The following is an 18,846-nucleotide window of genomic DNA, read 5'->3' on the forward strand; positions in this document are numbered from 1 at the left end:
TTCTGACCATCTTCCACGTTGCTGGTCGTGCCCTTGAGCTCAACCGCCTTGGCTTCCGCCACCGACAGGTTGCCATCACCAATCGCCGCCAGGTTGATGCCCGGCAGGTCAGTATCCACCTGATAGCCTTCCTTGTCGGTCGCAGTGGCGCTGTTGCCCGCCACGTCGGTGCTGGTCACGCTGGCATCGATGGTGCGGTCGCCATCGGTCGCCAGGTCGCTGCCCGCCACCAGGATGGTGAAGCGGCCATCGGCATCCACAGGACCGGTGAACGATTTACCGTTGACGGTCAGGGTGACGATGTCCCCTGCCTTGAACTCGCCCGTCACGGTGCCGCTGACCGGGATCTGCTGACCCGCTTCGGCGGCGTTGATGACGTCGTCGGCGGTGATGTCGGCATCCAGGGTGATGGCCAGGTCAGGGGCCTTGCTATCAACACTACCATCGTCGGTAGAGGTACCTGTGTTGCCGGCCGGATCGGTGATGCTGGCCGTCACCTTATAGCTGCCTTCGGCCAGCGGAGTAGTGACATCTACGCTGTAGCTGCCACCAGGTTGTACCGTGGCGGTCAAATTTTGCTGGTTACCATTGGCATCGGTCACGACCAGAGTGACCGTGCTGCCAGCAGGTGCATCCGTAGTACCCGTGATGGTCGGGGTGGTGTCATTGGTATTGTCAGGTGCATCAACAGTAATCACTGGAGCGGTTACATCCACACTGCCATCATCAGTTGCACTGCCGGTATTCCCCGCAGGATCGGTCACTGTGGCGGTGACGGTATAAGAACCCTCGGCCAATGGGGTGACCACATCCACGGTGAAGGTGCCATTAGGTGTGACAATAGCGGTCAGGGTCTGCTGATTGCCGTTAGCATCGGTCACCACCAGGGTCACCGTGCTGCCAGCAGGCGCATCCGTGGTTCCGGTCAGGGTCGGTGTGGTGTCATTAGTGTTATCTGGCGCAACAACGGAAATGGTGGGTGGAGTCAGGTCAAATACTTCATCCTCGCCAGCAGCACCAAGCGGTGGCTCGCCATTGGTGTTGTAAGTGGTATCGAAGGTCGCTTCGGCAATGGTTGCGGAGCCGGTACGGTCGATGGTGACAAAACCGCCGTTGCCACTGGCTCCGGCGACACCACCAACCCCGCCACCACCGGCAGCAGGTGCACCGCCTGCGGCGGAGGCTTCAAAGGCCCGGGTCGGGTCAGCGCCACCCAAAATGGCTTCTTGCAGGGCACTGATATCATCGGGTGTGCCTGCGGCACTGTTTTGCGCCAGCTGGGAAGCATCTTCCTCTTCGGCAGGCTCACTCTGTTCGCTGGCCGGTTGCACATTGAAAGAGTGTCCGCCGCCCATGAAACTGGCGCCATCCGGCGACATGATCACCGCCCCTTTCGGCAGCACATCCCCTTCCACCAGCAACTTGCGGCTACCATCTGCAGCCACCTGATAAACTTGACCTTTGAGCTGGGTGACGGTTACGCCCTGTTCCAGAGTAACGGAATTGGTAATCATGTTCTCTCCTGAATCCTGATTTGCATGCAAAAAGCCACAGCCTACTCTGCACAGAGAGAGAGCAAATAACCAGTTCGAAAATTCGAAAGAATAGACTGATTTGAGGCTGGACCGTTCAGCCAGGCTGAAGGGTGGCGAGGGGATTACCGAAAAATAAAAACTAAAATTATCAATACATTACATTATCATGACAGGAGCATGACAAGGCATGCTCCTGTCCGGTTTAACCCTATGCACCGGCCCAGAGGATGATGGCCAGCAGTTGCGGCGAGATGATCCGCAAGAACATCACCAGCGGGTAGACAGTGGCATAGGAGAGCGCACTGGCACCACTGGTCGGGTGCATGGCGTTGGCAAAGGCCAGCGCGGGAGGATCTGTCATGGAGCCGGCCAGCAAGCCGCACAGGGTCAGATAGTTCATCTTGCCATAGAGACGTGCCAGCACCCCGACCACCAGCAAGGGGATCAGGGTAATGGCTGCCCCATAGAGCATCCAGGAGGGGCCATCACCGTTGATCAGGGTATCAACGAAACCCGCCCCCGACTTGAAGCCGACCACCGCCAGAAACAGCACGATGCCGATCTCCCGCAGCGCCAGGTTGGCACTGGGGGGCATGAACCAGTAGAGCTTGCCGATGCTGCCGATCCGCGACAGGATCAGCGCCACCACCAGCGGCCCACCCGCCAAGCCGAGCTTGAGCGCGGCCGGGAAGCCCGGCAGATAGAAGGGGATGGAGCCAAGCAGCACGCCAAGACCGATCCCGATAAATACCGGCAACATCTGCACCTGTTGCAGTTTTTGCTGCACGTTGCCGACCACATTGGTCACCGCTTCGATGGCATCGAGGCGCCCAACCAGGTTGAGAATATCGCCAAACTGCAGGCTGGTCTGGCTGGTCGGCACCAGTTCGATACCGGCCCGGTTTAGGCGCGAGATCACCACGTCATAACGCTGTTTGATGTCAAGATCGCGGATCTTCTTGCCCAGCACTTGCTCGTTGGTCACCACTACCCGCTCCACCCTCAGGTCGGTACCGCGAGTCGATAGGGAGGTGTCGACCTCTTCTCCCAGCACCAGCAACACCTTGTGCAAGGCATGTCGCTCACCAACCAGGTGGAGCAGGTCGCCCAGCTCGATACGGGAATCAGGGCGCGGCACCATCAGCTCGTCGCCACGCTTGAGGCGTGAGCAGATGACATCAGACTCGTCGAGACTCGGGATCTCGCTCAGCATCAGGCCATGCATGTTTGGGTTGCGTACCGCGATGTTGATGGTCTGCAGGCTCTCCTTGGTTTTACCTGTCTGCAACTCGAACTGGGCGGCTTCATCGTCAATCTTGATGCGAAAGAAGACCCTGACCAGCCACATGGTGAGCAAAATGCCGCAGATGCCGAATGGATAGGCCACTGCGTACCCCATCCCCATCAGCCCGGTTGACCCATGAGGAGCTCCCAGCTCCGCCAGGATCTGCTGACCCGCACCGAGGGATGGCGTATTGGTCACGGCACCGGAGAAGACCCCGAGGATCACCGGTAGCGGCACATCAAACAGTTGATGAAGTGCCGCCGCAACGATACACCCCAGGATCACCAGCAAAGCAGCAAAAGCATTGAGCTTGAGTCCGGAGCTGCGCAATGACGAGAAAAAACCGGGGCCGACCTGAATGCCGATGGTATAGACAAACAGGATCAGGCCAAACTCTTGAATAAAATGAAGTGTTTGCTCATCGAGCGCCAGCTCTGACACACCGGCAAAGTGACCCACTATGATGCCGCCGAACAGCACCCCCCCTATCCCCAAGCCAACGCCATAGACTCGCCAGTTTCCCAGCCAGAGTCCCAGCACTGCCACCAGCGACAACATGCTGATGGAAAGCGCGATTTCACTCATTTCGTGCATCCTTTGCGAATTGAACTGGCCCTAGCTTGTCAGCAAACTCAGTCGCCAACTGTGTGATACCGCACGAATTTATCCTTTTACGCGCTAAAAATACCAATTAAGGGCTAGTTGCAAGACGTTAGGCGACGTAGCCGTAAATGGCCATAAAGTGACAAACGCTGCCACCCAGCACAAAGAGATGCCAGATGGCATGGTTATAGGGGATCTGCTTGGCCACATAGAAGATGACTCCGAGGCTGTAGATAAGGCCGCCAAGCCCGAGCAGCAACAGCCCCTCACCGGCCAGATGGATGTAGAGCTGGTAGATGACCAGCAGCGACAGCCAACCCAGCATCAGGTAGGTAAAGAGCGACAACTTCTTGAAGCGGTTGATAAATACCAGCTTGAACACCACGCCAGCCAGCGCCAGGGCCCAGATCACCACCATCAATCCCTTCGCCAGCGGCGTGTCGAGTGCAACCAGCAGGAAGGGGGTATAGGTGCCGGCAATCAGCAGATAGATGGCGCAGTGATCAAACACCTTGCACCAGCGTCTGGCCCGCCCTTCCGCCATGCTGTGGTAGAGGGTAGAGGCGAGATAGAGCAATACCAAACTGCCGCCATAGAGGCTGTAGCTCACCAGCGCCTGCGTACCCTGTCCCCACCCCTTGATGAGCAGCAGCACCAACCCGGCAATACCCAGCAACAATCCCGCTCCGTGGCTCAGCCGGTTGGCCAGCTCTTCCCGGGGGGAGTAATCCATCACACCACTCATAACATTCACTCCGTCATCATTGGCGACACTCTACCCAGCGCCATTTCAGAGTACAAGTGTTCGCTTAAAAAATGGGGTGGCTGTCACCCGCCCCCCTTTGGTGTATGCTCTGCCGCCGATGCCCGACAGAAGCGGCATAGACACCTACCCCGGTGACCTGGTCTGGAGAACCTGATGAAGTTGACTGAGCTGTTTGCACAAGCGGATCCCGCCTTTGGCGAGGCGATGAGCACCTTGCTGGAGACCTTCCACCACTCCGACGACAGTCAGGCCCCCTACCAGCGCGACCTGTTCACCCATCAGCTCGACCAGTCCAGCATGCCCGCCAGCGGCTGCTCGACCGAAGCCTATCTCGCCCGGCTGGCCACCCTGGTACCCGGCGCCTCTCACCTCACCTCACCACGCTACATGGGTCATATGACGGCACCATTGCCGGCCTTCACTGCCGAGCTCTCCCGTCTGGTGGTAATGCTCAACCAGAATCCGATGAAGATGGAGTCCTCCCGCCTGCTCAGCTTTCTGGAGCGGGAGGTACTGGCCAAGCTGCACCGCCTCATCTACGGCATGGACGATGCCTTCTACGGCGAACAGATGCATGCCAAGGATGCCGCCCTCGGCGTCATGACCAGCGGCGGCACCATCGCCAACGTCACCGCCCTCTGGCTGGCTCGCAACCGCGCCTGCGGCGACAACCTGTTTGCCCTCTATGAGCAGGGCTATCGCGGCGCCGTCATTCTCGGTTCGCGGCTGATGCACTACTCCTTCGACAAGGGGATGGATCTGCTGGGACTGGGCGCCCGCAGCGTCTGGCGCCTCGAGACCGACGAGCAGAACCGGCTCAGTCTGGCGGCGCTGGAACAGGCGCTGATCCAGTGCAAAGAGCAAAAATTGAAAGTGCTGGCGCTGGTCGGTGTGGCGGGCAGCACCGACTTTGGCTCCATCGATCCCCTGCCGAAGCTGGCCGCCATCGCCGAGCGCGAGCAGATCCACTTCCACGTGGATGCCGCCTGGGGTGGCCCGACCCTCTTCTCTCCCCGCTATCAAGACCTGCTGGCAGGGATCGAGCGGGCCGATACCGTCACTCTGGATGGCCACAAACAGCTGCTGGTGCCACTCGGTACCGGCATGCTGCTCTGCCGCCAGCCCGACCTGATGATGGCGGTCAAGCGGGAGGCCCCCTACGCCATTCGTGCCACCTCGTTTGATCAGGGCCGCTTTACCTTGGAGGGCACCCGCCCGGCCAACGCCCTCTATCTGGACGCCGCCTTCCAGCTGTTCGGCCAGCAAGGCTATGCCGACCTCATCGAGGCCAACTACGACCGGGCCCGGCTGATGGCCGAGCTCATCACCAGCAATCCGGCCTTCGAGCTGATGTCTGCTCCGGTGATGAATCTGCTCTCCTATCGCTGCATCCCGCCCCATCTGCAGGGTAAGGTGCTGGATGAAGCGGCCAACGAGCAGATCAACGCCTTCAACGTAGCGCTGCAAAAAGCCCAGCGCACCGAGGGGCACAGCTTTGTCTCCCGTACCCAGCGCGCCGTGGTGCGCTACGGTGCCCAACCCCTCACCCTGCTGCGCGCCGTACTGCTCAACCCCCTGATTGAAGAGCGCCATATCCGCGACCTGCTGGCCGATCAGCAGCGACTGGGGCTCACCATTGCACGCCAACTGTTTGGCGACAGCGCGGAACCGGCGTAAAAATGAGCGGTCTTATTCATTTGCCGTTGTCCACCGTGCAGGTAGACTGAGCAAAATTTGCAGGCCATCTTTGAGGACTAGGCGTCAGAAATGAAGCAATTTATTGAATTTATTCCACTTATCGTTTTCTTTGCGGTCTACAAGTTCTACGACATCTACATGGCCACTGGCGCCCTGGTGGTGGTCACCGGTCTGCAGCTCGCCTATAGCTGGATCCGCTATCGCAAGGTCGAGAAGATGCAGCTATTCACCTTCCTGCTGGTCGGCTTCTTTGGCGGTCTCACAGTTTTCTTCCACGATGACACCTTCATCAAGTGGAAAGTGACCGTCATCAACGCCCTGTTTGCGCTGGGTCTGCTCATCAGCCGCTATGGCTTTGGCAAGAACCTGATCAAGCAGATGCTGGCCAAGGAGCTGCAGGCACCCGACGCCATCTGGGATCGGGTCAACCTCGGCTGGGCCGGTTTCTTTGCCGTCTGTGGCCTGCTCAATCTCTATGTGGCCTTCAACCTGCCGCAGGAGATGTGGGTCAACTTCAAGGTGTTCGGCCTGCTGGGGATGACGCTGGTCTTTACCCTGCTCAGTGGTGTCTACCTCTACCGCCACATTCCGGCGGATCAAAAAGAACAGCTGAAAAAATAACCATCATCAGAAAAGGATTGTCTCATGTGGTATCTCATCTACTCCGAAGATGTTCAGGGCAGCCTGCCGCTGCGCAAGCAGGTTCGCCCCGCCCATCTGGCTCGCCTGCAAGCCCTGCAGGATGAGGGGCGGCTGCTGACAGCCGGCCCCAACCCGGCCATCGATGCCGAGGATCCGGCCGATGCCGGCTTTACCGGCAGTACCGTCATCGCCGAGTTTGCCTCGCAGGCTGATGCCCAGGCCTGGGCCGATGCCGATCCCTATGTGGCGGCTGGCGTCTATGCCAAAGTGACCATCAAGCCGTTCAAGAAAGTCTTCTGACCCGAAGCGAATAGAGAAATAAAAAGGCCGGACTGGAAGTTCACTCCAGTCCGGCCTTTTTGTATCCCGATATCTCGTTTATGCCCTGGCCACAAACCAGGGGTTGAGGATATCTGGCTTGTTGTAGACAAGGGGTGAACCGTCGAGTTGGGTGACGCTGCCCCCCGCCCCCTCCAGCACCGCCTGCGCCGCGCCGGTATCCCACTCGCAGGTGGGTGCGAGGCGCGGATAGAGCTCGGCGCCCCCCTCGGCGATGATGCAGAACTTGAGCGAACTGCCCATGGAAACCAGCTCGATTTCACCAAAGGGAGCCAAGAAATCGAGGGTCTCCTGCGACAGGTGGTTGCGACTGCCCACCACCCGCCACGCCTCTCCTTCAGGATGAGGCCGGGTCTGGATCGACTCGCGCTTGCCACCAGCGATACGCCAGGCGCCTACGCCTTTGCCGCCATACCAGAGCTTGTCCAGCACCGGCGCATAAACCAGCCCCCAGCGCGGCCCCCCCTCTTCAATCAGTGCGATATTGACGGTGAACTCACCGTTGCGGGAGACAAACTCCTTGGTGCCATCGAGGGGATCCACCAGCCAGTAGCGTGACCAGCCGTGGCGCGCTGCCATCACCTCTGGCCCCGACTCCTCAGACAATACAGGGATGTCGGGAGTCAGCCGTGCCAACGCCTGCACTATCACCTCATGAGCCCCCTTGTCGGCCGCGGTCAGCGGACTCTCGTCGCTCTTGTACTCCACCGCGAAGGGCTGGCTGTAGATGGCCATGATGGCCGCCCCCGCCGCGCGGGCGACAGGTTCAAGTTCGGTGATCTCGGGGTGGTACATAACAGGCTCGTCCAGTGAGTGAGAAACCCAGTCTATCGCGTTTGTCATCAACCGCTTATAGCTGATTGCACTGGATTATATTGCCCCCGCAGCTCTTGTCCCGCGCTGCCATCGGCCGGTACCAGCAGCACTTCGATACCGGCATTGCGCAGGCCGGAAAGGATATCGGCAGGCACGGCATCGTCGGTGATCAAGGTGTGAATACGCAGGGTATCGATGATCTTGTGCAGGCTGCGCCGGCCAAACTTGCTGGAGTCGGTGACCACCACAATCCGCTCGGCCACCTGACACATGCAGCGGTTGAGGCGTGCCTCATCCTCATGATGGGTGCTGACGCCGCGATCCAGATCGATGCCATCCACCCCGAGAAACAGCATGTCAAAGTGGTAGTTTTGCAGGGACTGTTCCGCTTGCGCACCGTAGAAGGAGAGCGACTTGCGGCGCAGATGTCCACCCGTCATCAGCAGCTCCACCCCTTCTGCTTCGAGCAGTTCATTCGCCACGTTCATGCCGTTGGTCATCACCAGGATCTCCTGATGTCCCTTCAGATGACGCGCCACCTCCAGTGTTGTCGTCCCCGAATCGAGGATAAGGCGACAACCGGAGGGCACCAGGGTCGCCGCCAGCGCGCCGATCCGCTGTTTCACCGGAGTATTGAGCACACTCTTGTCGGCAATGGTGCGCTCCGGCACCGTCTGGCCCGGCTCGCACAACAGGGCGCCGCCGTAGGCGCGCACGGCCACCCCCTGCTTCTCCAGAAAGGCCAGATCGTTGCGGATAGTCACGGTAGAGACCTGATAGTGACTCGCCAGCTCGTTGACCTGAACGCTGCCATTGCTGCGCAGCTGCTGAATAATCCGCTCCCGCCGCTCGCTGGTTCCGAGCGCACCTTTTTCGCTTGTTTGCATAGTTCTTCTGCCGGAATGCTGTAGTGAAAGATCGCTTTCACTTCGTTACGTTTGCATATTAACGCTCAGCGAAGGTGTCAAATCAAGCCTTCATTACGCTTTACCACCACTCTCATCACCTTTCCCTACTATTCAAATACTTTCGATACCTTTCTTTTTGTGATCCCTTTCAAGATCTAACGACTCTTTTGTTTCGTTTTCTTTTCCTCACCACTACCGTAAAGAAAAGAAATCGAAAGAATATTTCCATACGCAGCAACCAAGGGACATCAAAATGAAATCCATGCTGGCACTGGTCGAAAGACATAAACAGGGAGAACAGACCGGGATATACGCCGTCTGCTCCGCTCACCCGCTGGTGCTGGAGGCCGCGCTGCGGCTGGCCGCCGAAGGAGATGAGCTGCTGCTGGTCGAGGCCACATCCAATCAGGTGGATCAGTTTGGCGGCTATACCGGCATGACCCCCGCCGACTTTCGCGATCGTCTCTACGAGCTGGCGGCACAGTGTCACTTTCCGGCGCAGCGCCTCATTCTGGGGGGAGACCATCTGGGTCCCAACCGCTGGCAGGGGGAACCGGCCGAGCAGGCCATGGCCCATGCCGGGAATCTCATCGCCAGCTATGTCGCGGCCGGGTTCAAGAAGATCCACCTCGACTGCAGCATGTCCTGTCAGGGCGATCCCGTTCCCCTGACCGACGAGCTGGTCGCAGAGCGGGCGGCACGGCTGGCGCAGATCGCCGAGCAAACCTGTCTGGCCACTTTTGGCGAGAGCGATCTGGTCTATGTGATTGGCACCGAGGTGCCGGTGCCGGGCGGTGCCCATGAAGATCTTGCCGAGCTGGCGGTCACCACGCCGGAGGCAGCGCGCCATACCCTCGAGGCCCATCAAGAGGCCTTCAGCAAGGCGGGGCTAGCCCATATCTGGCCGAGGGTGATCGGTCTGGTGGTGCAACCCGGTGTCGAGTTTGACCATACCCGTGTCATCGATTACCGGCCCGAAAAAGCGGCTCCCCTTAGCCGGATGATCGAAGCCTATCCCCACATGGTGTTCGAGGCTCACTCCACCGATTACCAGACTCCCGAGGCCTACCGCCAGCTGGTACGCGACCACTTTGCCATTCTCAAAGTCGGCCCAGCCCTCACCTTCGCCCTGCGCGAAGCGCTGTTTGCCCTTGCCGCCATCGAGGAGGAACTGGTGGTTGCCAAGGCCTGTTCAGGTCTGCGCAAGGTGATGGAAGAGACTATGCTGGAGCGCCCCGACTTCTGGCGTAGCCACTACCAGGGCAGTGCCAACGAGTGCCGACTGGCCCGTGGCTACAGCTATTCGGATCGCATTCGCTACTACTGGCCCGATAGCCGGGTCGATGAGTGCTACGCCAGATTGCTGGCCAATCTGGCGGCGGAGCCCATCCCGCTCCCCCTGCTGAGCCAGCATCTGCCCCTGCAGTATCGCAAGGTGCGTCAGGGCACGCTCTCGGCCAATCCCCATGACCTCATTATCGATCAGGTGCAGGAGGTGCTGCGGCACTACGCCAGCGCCTGCACTGCGGCCTCTCGCCGCCATTCCCAGCTCGACCCCGTTGTATAAGGAGTTGCAGACATGATCCTTGGTTATCCAGAAGAGATGTTGCGCAGTGCCAATGGCCTGGCGACTGCCCGTGAAATTCGCCAGCAACCCGCCACCTGGCGCGAGACCCTCGCCATGGTCGAGGAGTGCCGTCCTGCACTGACCCGTTTCCTGACCCCACTGCTCGCCCGGCAAGAGCTGCGCATTATCCTGACCGGGGCTGGCACCTCCGCCTTTGCCGGCCGGGCGCTCGCCCCCTATCTCTCGGCCCACCTGCATGCCCGGGTCGAGGCGATCGCCACCACGGATATCGTCACCGACCCGGCCGAGTATCTGGCCGAAGATTGCCCGACCCTGCTTATCTCCTTTGCCCGCTCCGGCAACAGCCCCGAGAGCGTGGCGGCGGTCGAACTGGCCAGCCAGCTGCTCAGCCACTGCCACCATCTGGTACTGACATGTAACGGTGAAGGGGCGCTCTATCGCCGCTGCCAGCAAGATGCCCACTCTCTGGCCCTGCTGATGCCGCCCCAGACCAATGATCGCAGCTTCGCCATGACCAGCAGCCTGACCAGCATGATGCTGAGCTGTCTGGCTCTCTTTCTGCCAGAGCGGTTCAACCGCCAGCACTGCGAGCAACTGGTCGCTACCAGCGACGCCATTCTGGAGCAGGTTGCGCAGCGCGTACCGGCCTGGAACGAGCCGTTGCCCGAGCGGGTCATCTATCTTGGCAGCGGCAGTCTGCAAGGGGTGGCGCAGGAGGCGGCCCTCAAGCTGCTGGAGCTGACCGCCGGCCGTCTGGTCGCCATGTTCGATTCCCCCACCGGCTTTCGCCACGGCCCAAAATCGGTCGTCAACGAGCAGACGCTCATCGTGCTGCTCATCTCCAACGACCCTTACACCCGGCAATACGATCTGGATCTGCTGCGCGAGCTGCGAAGTGATGGCAAGGCTGCCCGGGTAGTTGCCATTGCTGACCAGCGCCATCCCGCCATCGAGGAGGGGGAGCACATCTACCTGCCCCACACCCTGCATGGCGACGATTCCCAGCTCGCCTTCTGCTACCTGCTCTATGCCCAGTACTACGCCTTCCATACCTCGCTGGGACTGGGGATCAGTCCGGACAATCCCTGCCCCACCGGTCAGGTCAACCGGGTCGTACAGGGGGTCAATATCTATCCGTTCCACCAAGAAGGAGTGCTGTGATGCCCAATATCGTATTGAGCCGGATCGATGAGCGTCTGATCCACGGTCAGGTCGGCGTCCAGTGGGTCGGCTTTGCCGGTGCCAATCTGGTTCTAGTTGCCAACGACGAAGTGGCAGAGGACCCCATCCAGCAGAACCTGATGGAGATGGTGCTGGCCGAAGGTATTGCGGTGCGGTTCTGGCCACTCCAGAAGGTGATCGACAACATCCACAAGGCGGCGGATCGCCAGAAGATCCTGCTGGTCTGCAAAAACCCAACCGATTTCAACACTCTGGTTCAGGGAGGTGTCCCCATCTCCCGGATCAACGTCGGCAACATGCATTACGCCGACGGCAAGCGTCAAATCCACAAGACCGTATCCGTGGACGAACAGGACATCACCGCATTTCGCGCCCTGCGGGACGCCCGTGTCGAGTGCTATGTCCAGGGCGTGCCGACCGAACCGGCACAGGACATTTTCAATTTGCTCTGATTAAGGACAATTGTGATGGAAATCAGTTTGTTACAAGGTCTACTACTTGGCATCCTGGCGTTTTTCGCCGGACTCGACCTGTTCAACGGTCTGACCCACTTCCACCGTCCCGTGGTGCTGGGGCCGCTGGTTGGCCTCATCCTCGGCGACCTGCCTACCGGTATTCTGGTGGGCGGTACTCTGGAGCTGGTCTGGATGGGGTTGGCCCCGCTAGCGGGGGCGCAACCGCCCAACGTCATTATCGGCACCATAGTCGGCGCCACCTTCGCCATCACCACCGGGGTCAAGCCGGATGTGGCGGTAGGGGTTGCCGTTCCCTTCGCCGTTGCCGTGCAGATGGGGATCACCTTCCTCTTCTCGGTGATGTCGGGGGTGATGTCCCGCTGCGATCGCATGGCCGAAGCGGCTGACGTGCGCGGTATCGAGCGGGTCAATTACCTGGCACTGCTGGCGCTGGGCACTTTCTACTTCCTCTGTGCCTTCCTGCCCACCTACTTCGGGGCCGAACATGCCAAGGCGGCCATCGACGTGCTACCTGCCCGCCTCATCGACGGCCTCGGCGTTGCTGGCGGCATCATGCCCGCCATCGGTTTTGCCGTGCTGCTCAAGATCATGATGAAGAACGTCTATATCCCCTACTTCATCCTCGGTTTCGTCGCTGCCGCCTGGCTCCAGTTGCCGGTGCTGGCCATCGCCGCCGCCGCGCTGGCCATGGCCCTGATCGACTTCATGCACACCCCCACCCCGCAAGCTCGTCCTGTTCAGGAGGAAACCGAAGATGGCATCTAACAACACAGCTGCGCGGATCATCTCCAGCGCCGAACCGCACAATACCCGGCCACAATCCGACGACACCTATGAAGATCAGCAGCTTGGCGCCGAGCTGACCAAGCAGGATATCAACCGCTTTGCCTGGCGATCCCTGCTGCTGCAGGCCTCCTTCAACTATGAGCGGATGCAGGCCTCCGGCTGGCTCTATGGATTGCTGCCGGCACTGCAGAAGATCCACACCAATCCGCGGGATCTCTCCCGGGCGATGAAAGGGCACATGGGTTTCTTCAACACTCACCCCTTCCTGGTCACCTTCGTGATGGGGATCGTGCTGGCGATGGAGCGCTCCAAGCAGAACGTCAACAGCATCCAGAGCACCAAGATTGCCGTCGGTGCACCACTCGGCGGGATCGGCGATGCCATGTTCTGGCTCACCCTGCTCCCCATCTGCGGCGGCATAGGGGCAGATCTGGCGCTGCAAGGCTCCATCATGGGTGCCGTGGTCTTCTTCCTGCTGTTCAACGTGGTCCACTTCGGCCTGCGTTTTGGTCTGGCGCACTACGCCTACCGCATGGGGGTAGCGGCCATTCCGGTCATTAAGGCCAACACCCGCAAGGTGGGCCATGCCGCATCCATCGTCGGTATGACGGTGATCGGCGCACTGGTCGCCACCTATGTGCGTCTTGGCACCACACTGGAGATCACTGCCGGTGATGCAGTCGTCAAACTGCAGGCGGATGTGCTCGACAAGCTGATGCCCGCCTTCCTGCCGCTGCTCTACACCCTGGCGATGTACGCCCTGATCCGCAAAGGCTGGAGCCCGCTGCGCCTCATCGTCATCACGGTGGTACTCGGTATCGTTGGCAAGTTCGCCGGTTTCCTCTAATCCGGAGCCGGCAGCAAGCCGGCCCCCTTTGCAGTAAAGGAACAGACTATGTTGGGCATCATCATTTGTGGTCATGGCGGTTTCGCCAGCGGTCTGGAGCGCGCCATGCTGCAGATCCTCGGCGAACAGGACGCGGTTATCGCCATCGACTTTCCCGAGAGCTCCACCACCGCCCTGCTGCAGGCACAGTGCGAAGCGGCGCTGGCAGAGGTCGACAAGGGGGATGGCGTGGTTTTCCTGACGGACCTGCTCGGCGGCACCCCGTTTCGGGTCGCCTCAACCCTCTCACTGCACCAGCCAGAGCGGGAGGTTATTACCGGTACCAACCTGCAACTGCTGCTGGAGATGGCGCTGGAACGCGATGGCCTCAGCGCCCGTGAATTCCGCCAGCAGGCCCTTGATTGCGGCCACCGGGGTCTCACCTCGCTGGCAGATGAGATGGGTAAAGAGCGTCAGGCAGATGTCGCTCTCGTTGAGGAGGGCATCTGATGGCCTCACGGATCCGTGCCCGTCGCCTGCTGACCGAACAGGGTTGGCTGGAACATCAGGAGCTGACCCATGAAGGGGGCATCATCACCGCCATCGCTCCCATCACGGATGGCGATCCGGCGCGAGATGTCGAGCTGCTGGTACCCGCGCTGATCGACGGTCATGTCCACGGCGGTGCCGGTGTCGATGTCATGGATAGCGAGGACAATGCCTTGGCTACCTTGTCGATGGCCAAGGCGGCAGAAGGGGTCGGCGCTTTTCTTGCCACCACGGTCACAGCCCCACTCCCCGAGATAGAGCAAGCCCTTGCCCGCATTGCCGATGGCGTTGCCCGCGGCATGCCGGGCGCAGAGCTGCTCGGCTGCTATCTGGAAGGCCCCTACTTCACGCCGGACAACAAGGGCGCCCACGATCAGGCGCTGTTTCGGGAGCTGGATATAGCCGAACTGACCCACCTGCAACAGCTGGCGCGCGGCAGCCTGAAGGTGGTCGCACTGGCACCGGAAAAGCCCAACGCCATCGCGGCCATTCACCATCTTGCCGCAAACGGCATACGGGTGATGCTGGGCCACTCGGCGGCGGATCACGACACCACCATGACAGCGCTGGCGGCGGGCGCCTCCGGGCTGGTGCACTGCTTCAACGGCATGCGCGGCCTGCACCACCGCGAACCCGGCATGGTCGGTGCGGGTCTTGTCCATCCCGCAGCCTGGCTGGAGCTGATCGCCGATGGCCATCATCTCCACCCGAGCGTGCTCAAGCTCTGTCACTGCTGCGCTGGCCAGCGCCTGCTCTTGGTCACCGATGCGATGCGCGCTGCCGGTATGCCCGACGGTCACTATCTGCTTGGCAACTATCGGGTCGAGATGAAAAACGGCGTGGTACGCACTGAAACCGGCGGTCTGGCGGGCAGCACCCTCACCCTGCTTGGCGCCGTACGCAACATGGTGCAGCTGGCGGATGTGCCGCTCGATGAAGCCATCGCAATGGCCTCGCTGGCACCAGCAAAGATGCTCGGCATTGCCGATCGTCTCGGTTCACTGGCAGTTGGCAAACAGGCCAACCTGCTCGCCCTCACCACTGAACTCATTCAACAACACATCTGGGTGGCTGGCCGGGAGATAAATCCGACCCAGCTCTCCTCCCTTTTCTCAGGATCTCGCGTCAATCAGGACGCTCAGGAGTCACTATGTATCTGATCTCTTCCCATGAAATGCTCAAAGATGCCCAGCGCCGCGGCTACGCCGTACCGGCTTTCAACATCCACAACCTGGAAACCGTGCAGGTGGTGGCTCGCACCGCCGCTCGCATGCGCTCTCCGGTGATCTTGGCTGGCACCCCGGGCACCTATCGCCATGCCGGGGTCGAGTATCTGGTCTCCATCTGTCAAGCCGCCGCCCATGAGTACCGTATCCCGCTGGTGCTGCATCTGGATCACCACGAAGACGAGCAGGACATCCACTACAAGGTCGAAGCGGGTATTCGCTCCGCCATGATCGATGCCTCGCACTTTCCGTTTGAAGAGAACATCGAGAAGGTGCGCAGCGTGGTGACCTTCTGCCACCGCATGGGCGCCAGCGTCGAAGCGGAGCTGGGCCAGCTGGGCGGTCAGGAAGATGACCTCATCGTCGATGCCGCCCATGCCAAATTTACCGACCCGCTCAAGGCGGCCGAGTTTGTCCGCCGTACCGGTATCGACTCGCTGGCGGTGGCCATCGGCACCGCCCACGGCCTCTACAAGGAGGAGCCCCGCCTAGACTTCGCCCGCCTCGCCGCCATTCGCGAGCAGGTGGATATTCCGCTGGTGCTGCACGGCGCCTCCGGCGTACCGGAAGCCGATGTGCGTCGCTGCATCGAACTCGGGATCTGCAAGGTCAACGTTGCGACCGAACTGAAGATCGCCTTCGCCGATGCTATGAAAGCCTTCCTTGGCTCCCATCCGGATGCCAGCGACCCGCGCCAGTATCTGGTGCCCGCCATGGCCGCCATGGAGGAAGTAGTCGAGGCGAAAATCCGTATGTGCATGAGCAATAACAAGATTTGATAACAATAAAATTACGGTAACAGGTCTGGGAGATAATAATGATGGCTCGCGCATCCTTGCGAAATAAGGTATGGGAATTTGCCCAGAGTTTGGGGAAAACATTTATGTTTCCCGTCTCTCTGATGGCATTCATGGGATTACTGCTGGGGGTGGGATCATCCATTACCAGCCCCTCCACCATAGATAATTTTCCTTTTCTTGGTGGGGAATATACCCAGCTCGTCTTCAATCTGGTGGCAACCGTAGGCAGCTTCGGCTTTACCTATCTGCCCATCATGTTTGCCATCGGTATTCCGATGGGATTGACCGAAAAGAACAAGGGTGTCGCGGCCTATTCCGGTTTCGTCGGATATATGGCGATGAATATCGGGATCAACTTCTATCTCGCCAGTACCAATCAACTGGCTTCGCCGGAAAATATCAAACTGGCGGGGCAAGCCATGGTAATGGGGGTTCAGACCCTCTCCATGGGTGTGCTGGGTGGCATAGTGTCGGGGATCGTGACCTACTTCATCCATCGCCGTTTCTATAACCTCAAACTGCACGACGCCTTCTCGTTCTTCAGCGGCCTGCGCTCCGTGCCCATTATCACTGTGCTGGTCATGTCGCTGATCGGTCTCGCCATGCCGCTCTTCTGGCACTATGTGGCGCTCGGTATTACTGCGGTCGGCAACATGATCATCTCTGCCGGCTCTTTTGGTGCCTTCCTCTACGGGGTGGCCATCAACCTGCTCAAACCGCTCGGTCTGCACCACATCATGCTGGCCATGGTGCGCTTTACCCCGGCAGGCGGTACCGAGCTGGTCAATGGCGAAACCATCTCCGGCGCTCTCAATATCTTCTTCGCCCAGTTGAAAGCGGGTGAACCCATCAGCCCGGCAGCAACCGCCTTCCTGTCGCAAGGGTTTATGCCGACCTTTATATTCGGTCTGCCTGCCGCGGCGTTAGCCATGTATATGGCAGCCACGCCCGGCAATCGAACCAGAATCAAGAGCCTGATTATCTCCGGAGTACTGGTCTCTATCGTGACCGGTATTTCCGAACCCATCGAATTCCTGTTTCTGTTTGTCGCACCGGTACTCTATCTGTTCCATGTCTTTATGACCGGCGCCGCGCTCTTTGTGGTGGCCATGTGTGGCGTCACCATCGGCAATACCGATGGCAGTGCACTCGACCTGCTTATTTTCGGCATCATGCAGGGTTGGCAAACCAAGTGGTATCTGATTATTCCCATTGGCCTTATCTGGTCTGCCATCTATTTCACCGTCTTCTACTGGTACATCAAGAAATATGACATCAAGACCCCCGGCAGGGATGAAGTCGATGATCTCCAGATTGCGAAACACGACCCGGCCGTGATCCTGAGTGCCCTCGGTGGCAAGGAGAATATCGTCAGCCTGGACAACTGCGTCACACGGCTGAGACTGGTGGTACACGATATGGGCAAGCTGCAGGAGAAGATCCTGAAACAGGCTGGCGCCCTCTCCGTCGTCAAGATCGACGAGCACAGCGTGCAGGTCATCATTGGCGCTCAGGTTCAAACCGTGAAGGATAATCTCGATGCTCTCCTGTAAAGATCGGGAGGCCCTGCGCCTCCCAACCCCCTCTGCCGACTTGCAACCCTCCCGTTTCGACGAGTTGGCAGATCGCATCAGCGACAAATGCCGCAAGTGGGATATGAAAGTGATCGAGAGCCGCTTTGGCCCCGTTCCTGCAGACAGCATTCCCATGTGGATTGCCGATATGGATTTCAAATCACCGCCGGCTGTGGCTCGCAAGTTCAGCGAAATCATCAGCTGGGGCACCTTCAGCTACACCCACTGCATCGATGATTTCTACGAGGCGGTCATCAACTTCCAGGCCCGCCACCACAAGGTCGCGGTGGAGCGGGAGTGGATCACCCTCTCCTATGGCACCGTCTCTACCCTGCATTACACGGTGCAGGCATTCTGCCAGCCGGGTGACAGCATCATCATGAACACCCCTGTCTATGATCCCTTTGCCAAGGCGGCCGAAAGGCAGGGGGTCAAGGTTGTAGCCAACCCGTTAGCCCTGAACAAAGGGCGATACCGGATCGATCTGGCGAAGCTGGAGGAGCAAATCATTGGCCACAAGCCCAAAATCTATTTTCTCTGCTCACCCCACAACCCGTCGGGCAGGATCTGGAGTCAGGCCGAACTGGAAGCCGTTGCCGACATCTGCCTGCGCCATCAGGTGTTGATGATGGTCGATGAAGTGCATGCCGAGCACATCATCCATGGCGAATTCATCTCATTTCTGGCGCTGGAGGAGCGTTACCGCAACAACATGATGCTGATGAGCTCGCCCAACAAGGCATTCAATCTGGGCGGATTGAAAACCTCCTACAGCATCATTCCAAATCCGCAGATCAGAAGTCGGTTCAGAGCTCGCCTTGAGCAGAACTCCATCACCTCTCCCAACGTATTCGGGCTCTGGGGAATTATCACCGCCTATAACGAGTGCGATGAATGGCTGGCCGACTTGAATCTCTATCTGAGAGAAAACTACACCCTTCTGGCGCGCTACTTCAGGGAGAACCTGCCCGACTTCCAAGTCATGCCGATGGATGCCTCCTATCTGGTCTGGGTCAATACCAAAGGGAGCGGAATGAGCGCAAGCGAGGTGACCCGCAGGTGGGCAGTCGAAGCGGGGGTCATCATCGAAGATGGCTCCCACTACGTCAGCGATGGCGAAGAGTATGTGCGGATCAACATAGGCACCTCCCGCCAGCTGCTCGGTGAGGCGCTGCAGCGTCTGGGAAAATGGGCACAGCAGCAGGTCTGACGGCTGTCGATATTCCCATCGGCAGAAACAACAAAAG

18 protein-coding genes are annotated in these 18,846 nt (G+C 59.5%); 13 read left to right on the forward strand and 5 right to left on the reverse strand.

The genetic code is table 11. The features are described 5' to 3' along the window. The 3 genes from G5154_RS19655 to trhA form a co-directional block, all read right to left on the reverse strand. Window positions 1-1,514: retention module-containing protein (locus G5154_RS19655; RefSeq protein ID WP_421251529.1), on the reverse strand; the 1,514-nt coding region annotated here is incomplete at its 3' end. Between the two features lie 229 nt (window positions 1,515-1,743). Further along, window positions 1,744-3,405, reverse strand: a complete 1,662-nt coding sequence (locus G5154_RS19660; protein WP_216952965.1) for a putative transporter — start codon at window positions 3,403-3,405, stop codon at window positions 1,744-1,746. Between the two features lie 127 nt (window positions 3,406-3,532). Beyond that, window positions 3,533-4,168, reverse strand: a complete 636-nt coding sequence (trhA, locus tag G5154_RS19665) for a PAQR family membrane homeostasis protein TrhA (protein WP_421251530.1) — start codon at window positions 4,166-4,168, stop codon at window positions 3,533-3,535. Window positions 4,169-4,342: 174 nt separating this feature from the next. On the opposite strand from trhA, the gene G5154_RS19670 reads away from it, so the two are divergent. The 3 genes from G5154_RS19670 to G5154_RS19680 all read left to right on the forward strand — a co-directional run bounded on the left by G5154_RS19670 (window position 4,343) and on the right by G5154_RS19680 (window position 6,829). Then, on the forward strand, window positions 4,343-5,866 hold the full coding sequence (locus G5154_RS19670; protein WP_421251531.1) for an aminotransferase class V-fold PLP-dependent enzyme: 1,524 nt from the start codon (window positions 4,343-4,345) through the stop codon (window positions 5,864-5,866). A gap of 90 nt (window positions 5,867-5,956) precedes the next feature. Further along, on the forward strand, window positions 5,957-6,508 hold the full coding sequence (locus tag G5154_RS19675) for a septation protein A (protein WP_041210614.1): 552 nt from the start codon (window positions 5,957-5,959) through the stop codon (window positions 6,506-6,508). Between the two features lie 24 nt (window positions 6,509-6,532). Then, window positions 6,533-6,829 carry a YciI family protein gene (locus tag G5154_RS19680; protein ID WP_033112808.1) on the forward strand — a complete coding sequence of 99 codons (297 nt, stop codon included), beginning with the start codon at window positions 6,533-6,535 and terminating at the stop codon, window positions 6,827-6,829. A 78-nt stretch (window positions 6,830-6,907) separates the two neighbouring features. Here the strand turns inward: G5154_RS19680 and cysQ are convergent, their stop codons facing one another. Both cysQ and G5154_RS19690 read right to left on the reverse strand, forming a co-directional pair. Continuing rightward, window positions 6,908-7,663, reverse strand: coding sequence for a 3'(2'),5'-bisphosphate nucleotidase CysQ (gene cysQ, locus G5154_RS19685; RefSeq protein WP_421251532.1), 756 nt, complete (start codon window positions 7,661-7,663; stop codon window positions 6,908-6,910). Between the two features lie 47 nt (window positions 7,664-7,710). Then, on the reverse strand, window positions 7,711-8,571 hold the full coding sequence (locus tag G5154_RS19690; RefSeq protein ID WP_421263983.1) for a DeoR family transcriptional regulator: 861 nt from the start codon (window positions 8,569-8,571) through the stop codon (window positions 7,711-7,713). Window positions 8,572-8,845: 274 nt separating this feature from the next. Between G5154_RS19690 and kbaZ the strand changes: the two genes are divergently transcribed. The 10 genes from kbaZ (at window position 8,846) to G5154_RS19740 (ending at window position 18,809) form a co-directional block, all read left to right on the forward strand. Then, on the forward strand, window positions 8,846-10,159 hold the full coding sequence (kbaZ, locus tag G5154_RS19695; protein ID WP_421251534.1) for a tagatose-bisphosphate aldolase subunit KbaZ: 1,314 nt from the start codon (window positions 8,846-8,848) through the stop codon (window positions 10,157-10,159). Window positions 10,160-10,171: 12 nt separating this feature from the next. Further along, window positions 10,172-11,341 carry an SIS domain-containing protein gene (locus tag G5154_RS19700; RefSeq protein ID WP_421251535.1) on the forward strand — a complete coding sequence of 390 codons (1,170 nt, stop codon included), beginning with the start codon at window positions 10,172-10,174 and terminating at the stop codon, window positions 11,339-11,341. Beyond that, window positions 11,341-11,814 carry a PTS N-acetylgalactosamine transporter subunit IIB gene (gene agaV / locus G5154_RS19705; protein ID WP_005335358.1) on the forward strand — a complete coding sequence of 158 codons (474 nt, stop codon included), beginning with the start codon at window positions 11,341-11,343 and terminating at the stop codon, window positions 11,812-11,814. Before G5154_RS19700 ends, agaV begins: the two co-directional genes overlap by 1 nt. A gap of 15 nt (window positions 11,815-11,829) precedes the next feature. Next, the gene (gene agaW, locus G5154_RS19710; protein WP_421251536.1) at window positions 11,830-12,603 is read left to right on the forward strand and encodes a PTS N-acetylgalactosamine transporter subunit IIC; all 774 of its coding nucleotides are present in this window, start codon (window positions 11,830-11,832) and stop codon (window positions 12,601-12,603) included. Further along, window positions 12,593-13,471 carry a PTS N-acetylgalactosamine transporter subunit IID gene (gene agaE / locus G5154_RS19715; RefSeq protein WP_005354370.1) on the forward strand — a complete coding sequence of 293 codons (879 nt, stop codon included), beginning with the start codon at window positions 12,593-12,595 and terminating at the stop codon, window positions 13,469-13,471. Before agaW ends, agaE begins: the two co-directional genes overlap by 11 nt. Before the next feature lie 48 nt (window positions 13,472-13,519). Then, window positions 13,520-13,960, forward strand: a complete 441-nt coding sequence (agaF, locus tag G5154_RS19720) for a PTS galactosamine/N-acetylgalactosamine transporter subunit IIA (RefSeq protein WP_202005878.1) — start codon at window positions 13,520-13,522, stop codon at window positions 13,958-13,960. Next, on the forward strand, window positions 13,960-15,159 hold the full coding sequence (gene nagA, locus G5154_RS19725) for an N-acetylglucosamine-6-phosphate deacetylase (RefSeq protein ID WP_421223574.1): 1,200 nt from the start codon (window positions 13,960-13,962) through the stop codon (window positions 15,157-15,159). The genes agaF and nagA overlap by 1 nt, the downstream gene beginning before the upstream one ends. Then, window positions 15,150-16,004, forward strand: coding sequence for a tagatose bisphosphate family class II aldolase (locus tag G5154_RS19730; protein ID WP_043849849.1), 855 nt, complete (start codon window positions 15,150-15,152; stop codon window positions 16,002-16,004). The genes nagA and G5154_RS19730 overlap by 10 nt, the downstream gene beginning before the upstream one ends. Before the next feature lie 104 nt (window positions 16,005-16,108). Then, complete coding sequence (gene malX / locus G5154_RS19735; protein WP_421251538.1) at window positions 16,109-17,578, forward strand: maltose/glucose-specific PTS transporter subunit IIBC; 1,470 nt, start codon at window positions 16,109-16,111, stop codon at window positions 17,576-17,578. Next, window positions 17,565-18,809, forward strand: a complete 1,245-nt coding sequence (locus G5154_RS19740; RefSeq protein WP_421251539.1) for a MalY/PatB family protein — start codon at window positions 17,565-17,567, stop codon at window positions 18,807-18,809. Before malX ends, G5154_RS19740 begins: the two co-directional genes overlap by 14 nt. The last annotated feature ends 37 nt before the right edge of the window (window positions 18,810-18,846 follow it).

This window comes from Aeromonas sp. 600527 (assembly GCF_049175415.1).
Lineage (GTDB): Bacteria > Pseudomonadota > Gammaproteobacteria > Enterobacterales > Aeromonadaceae > Aeromonas > Aeromonas veronii_A.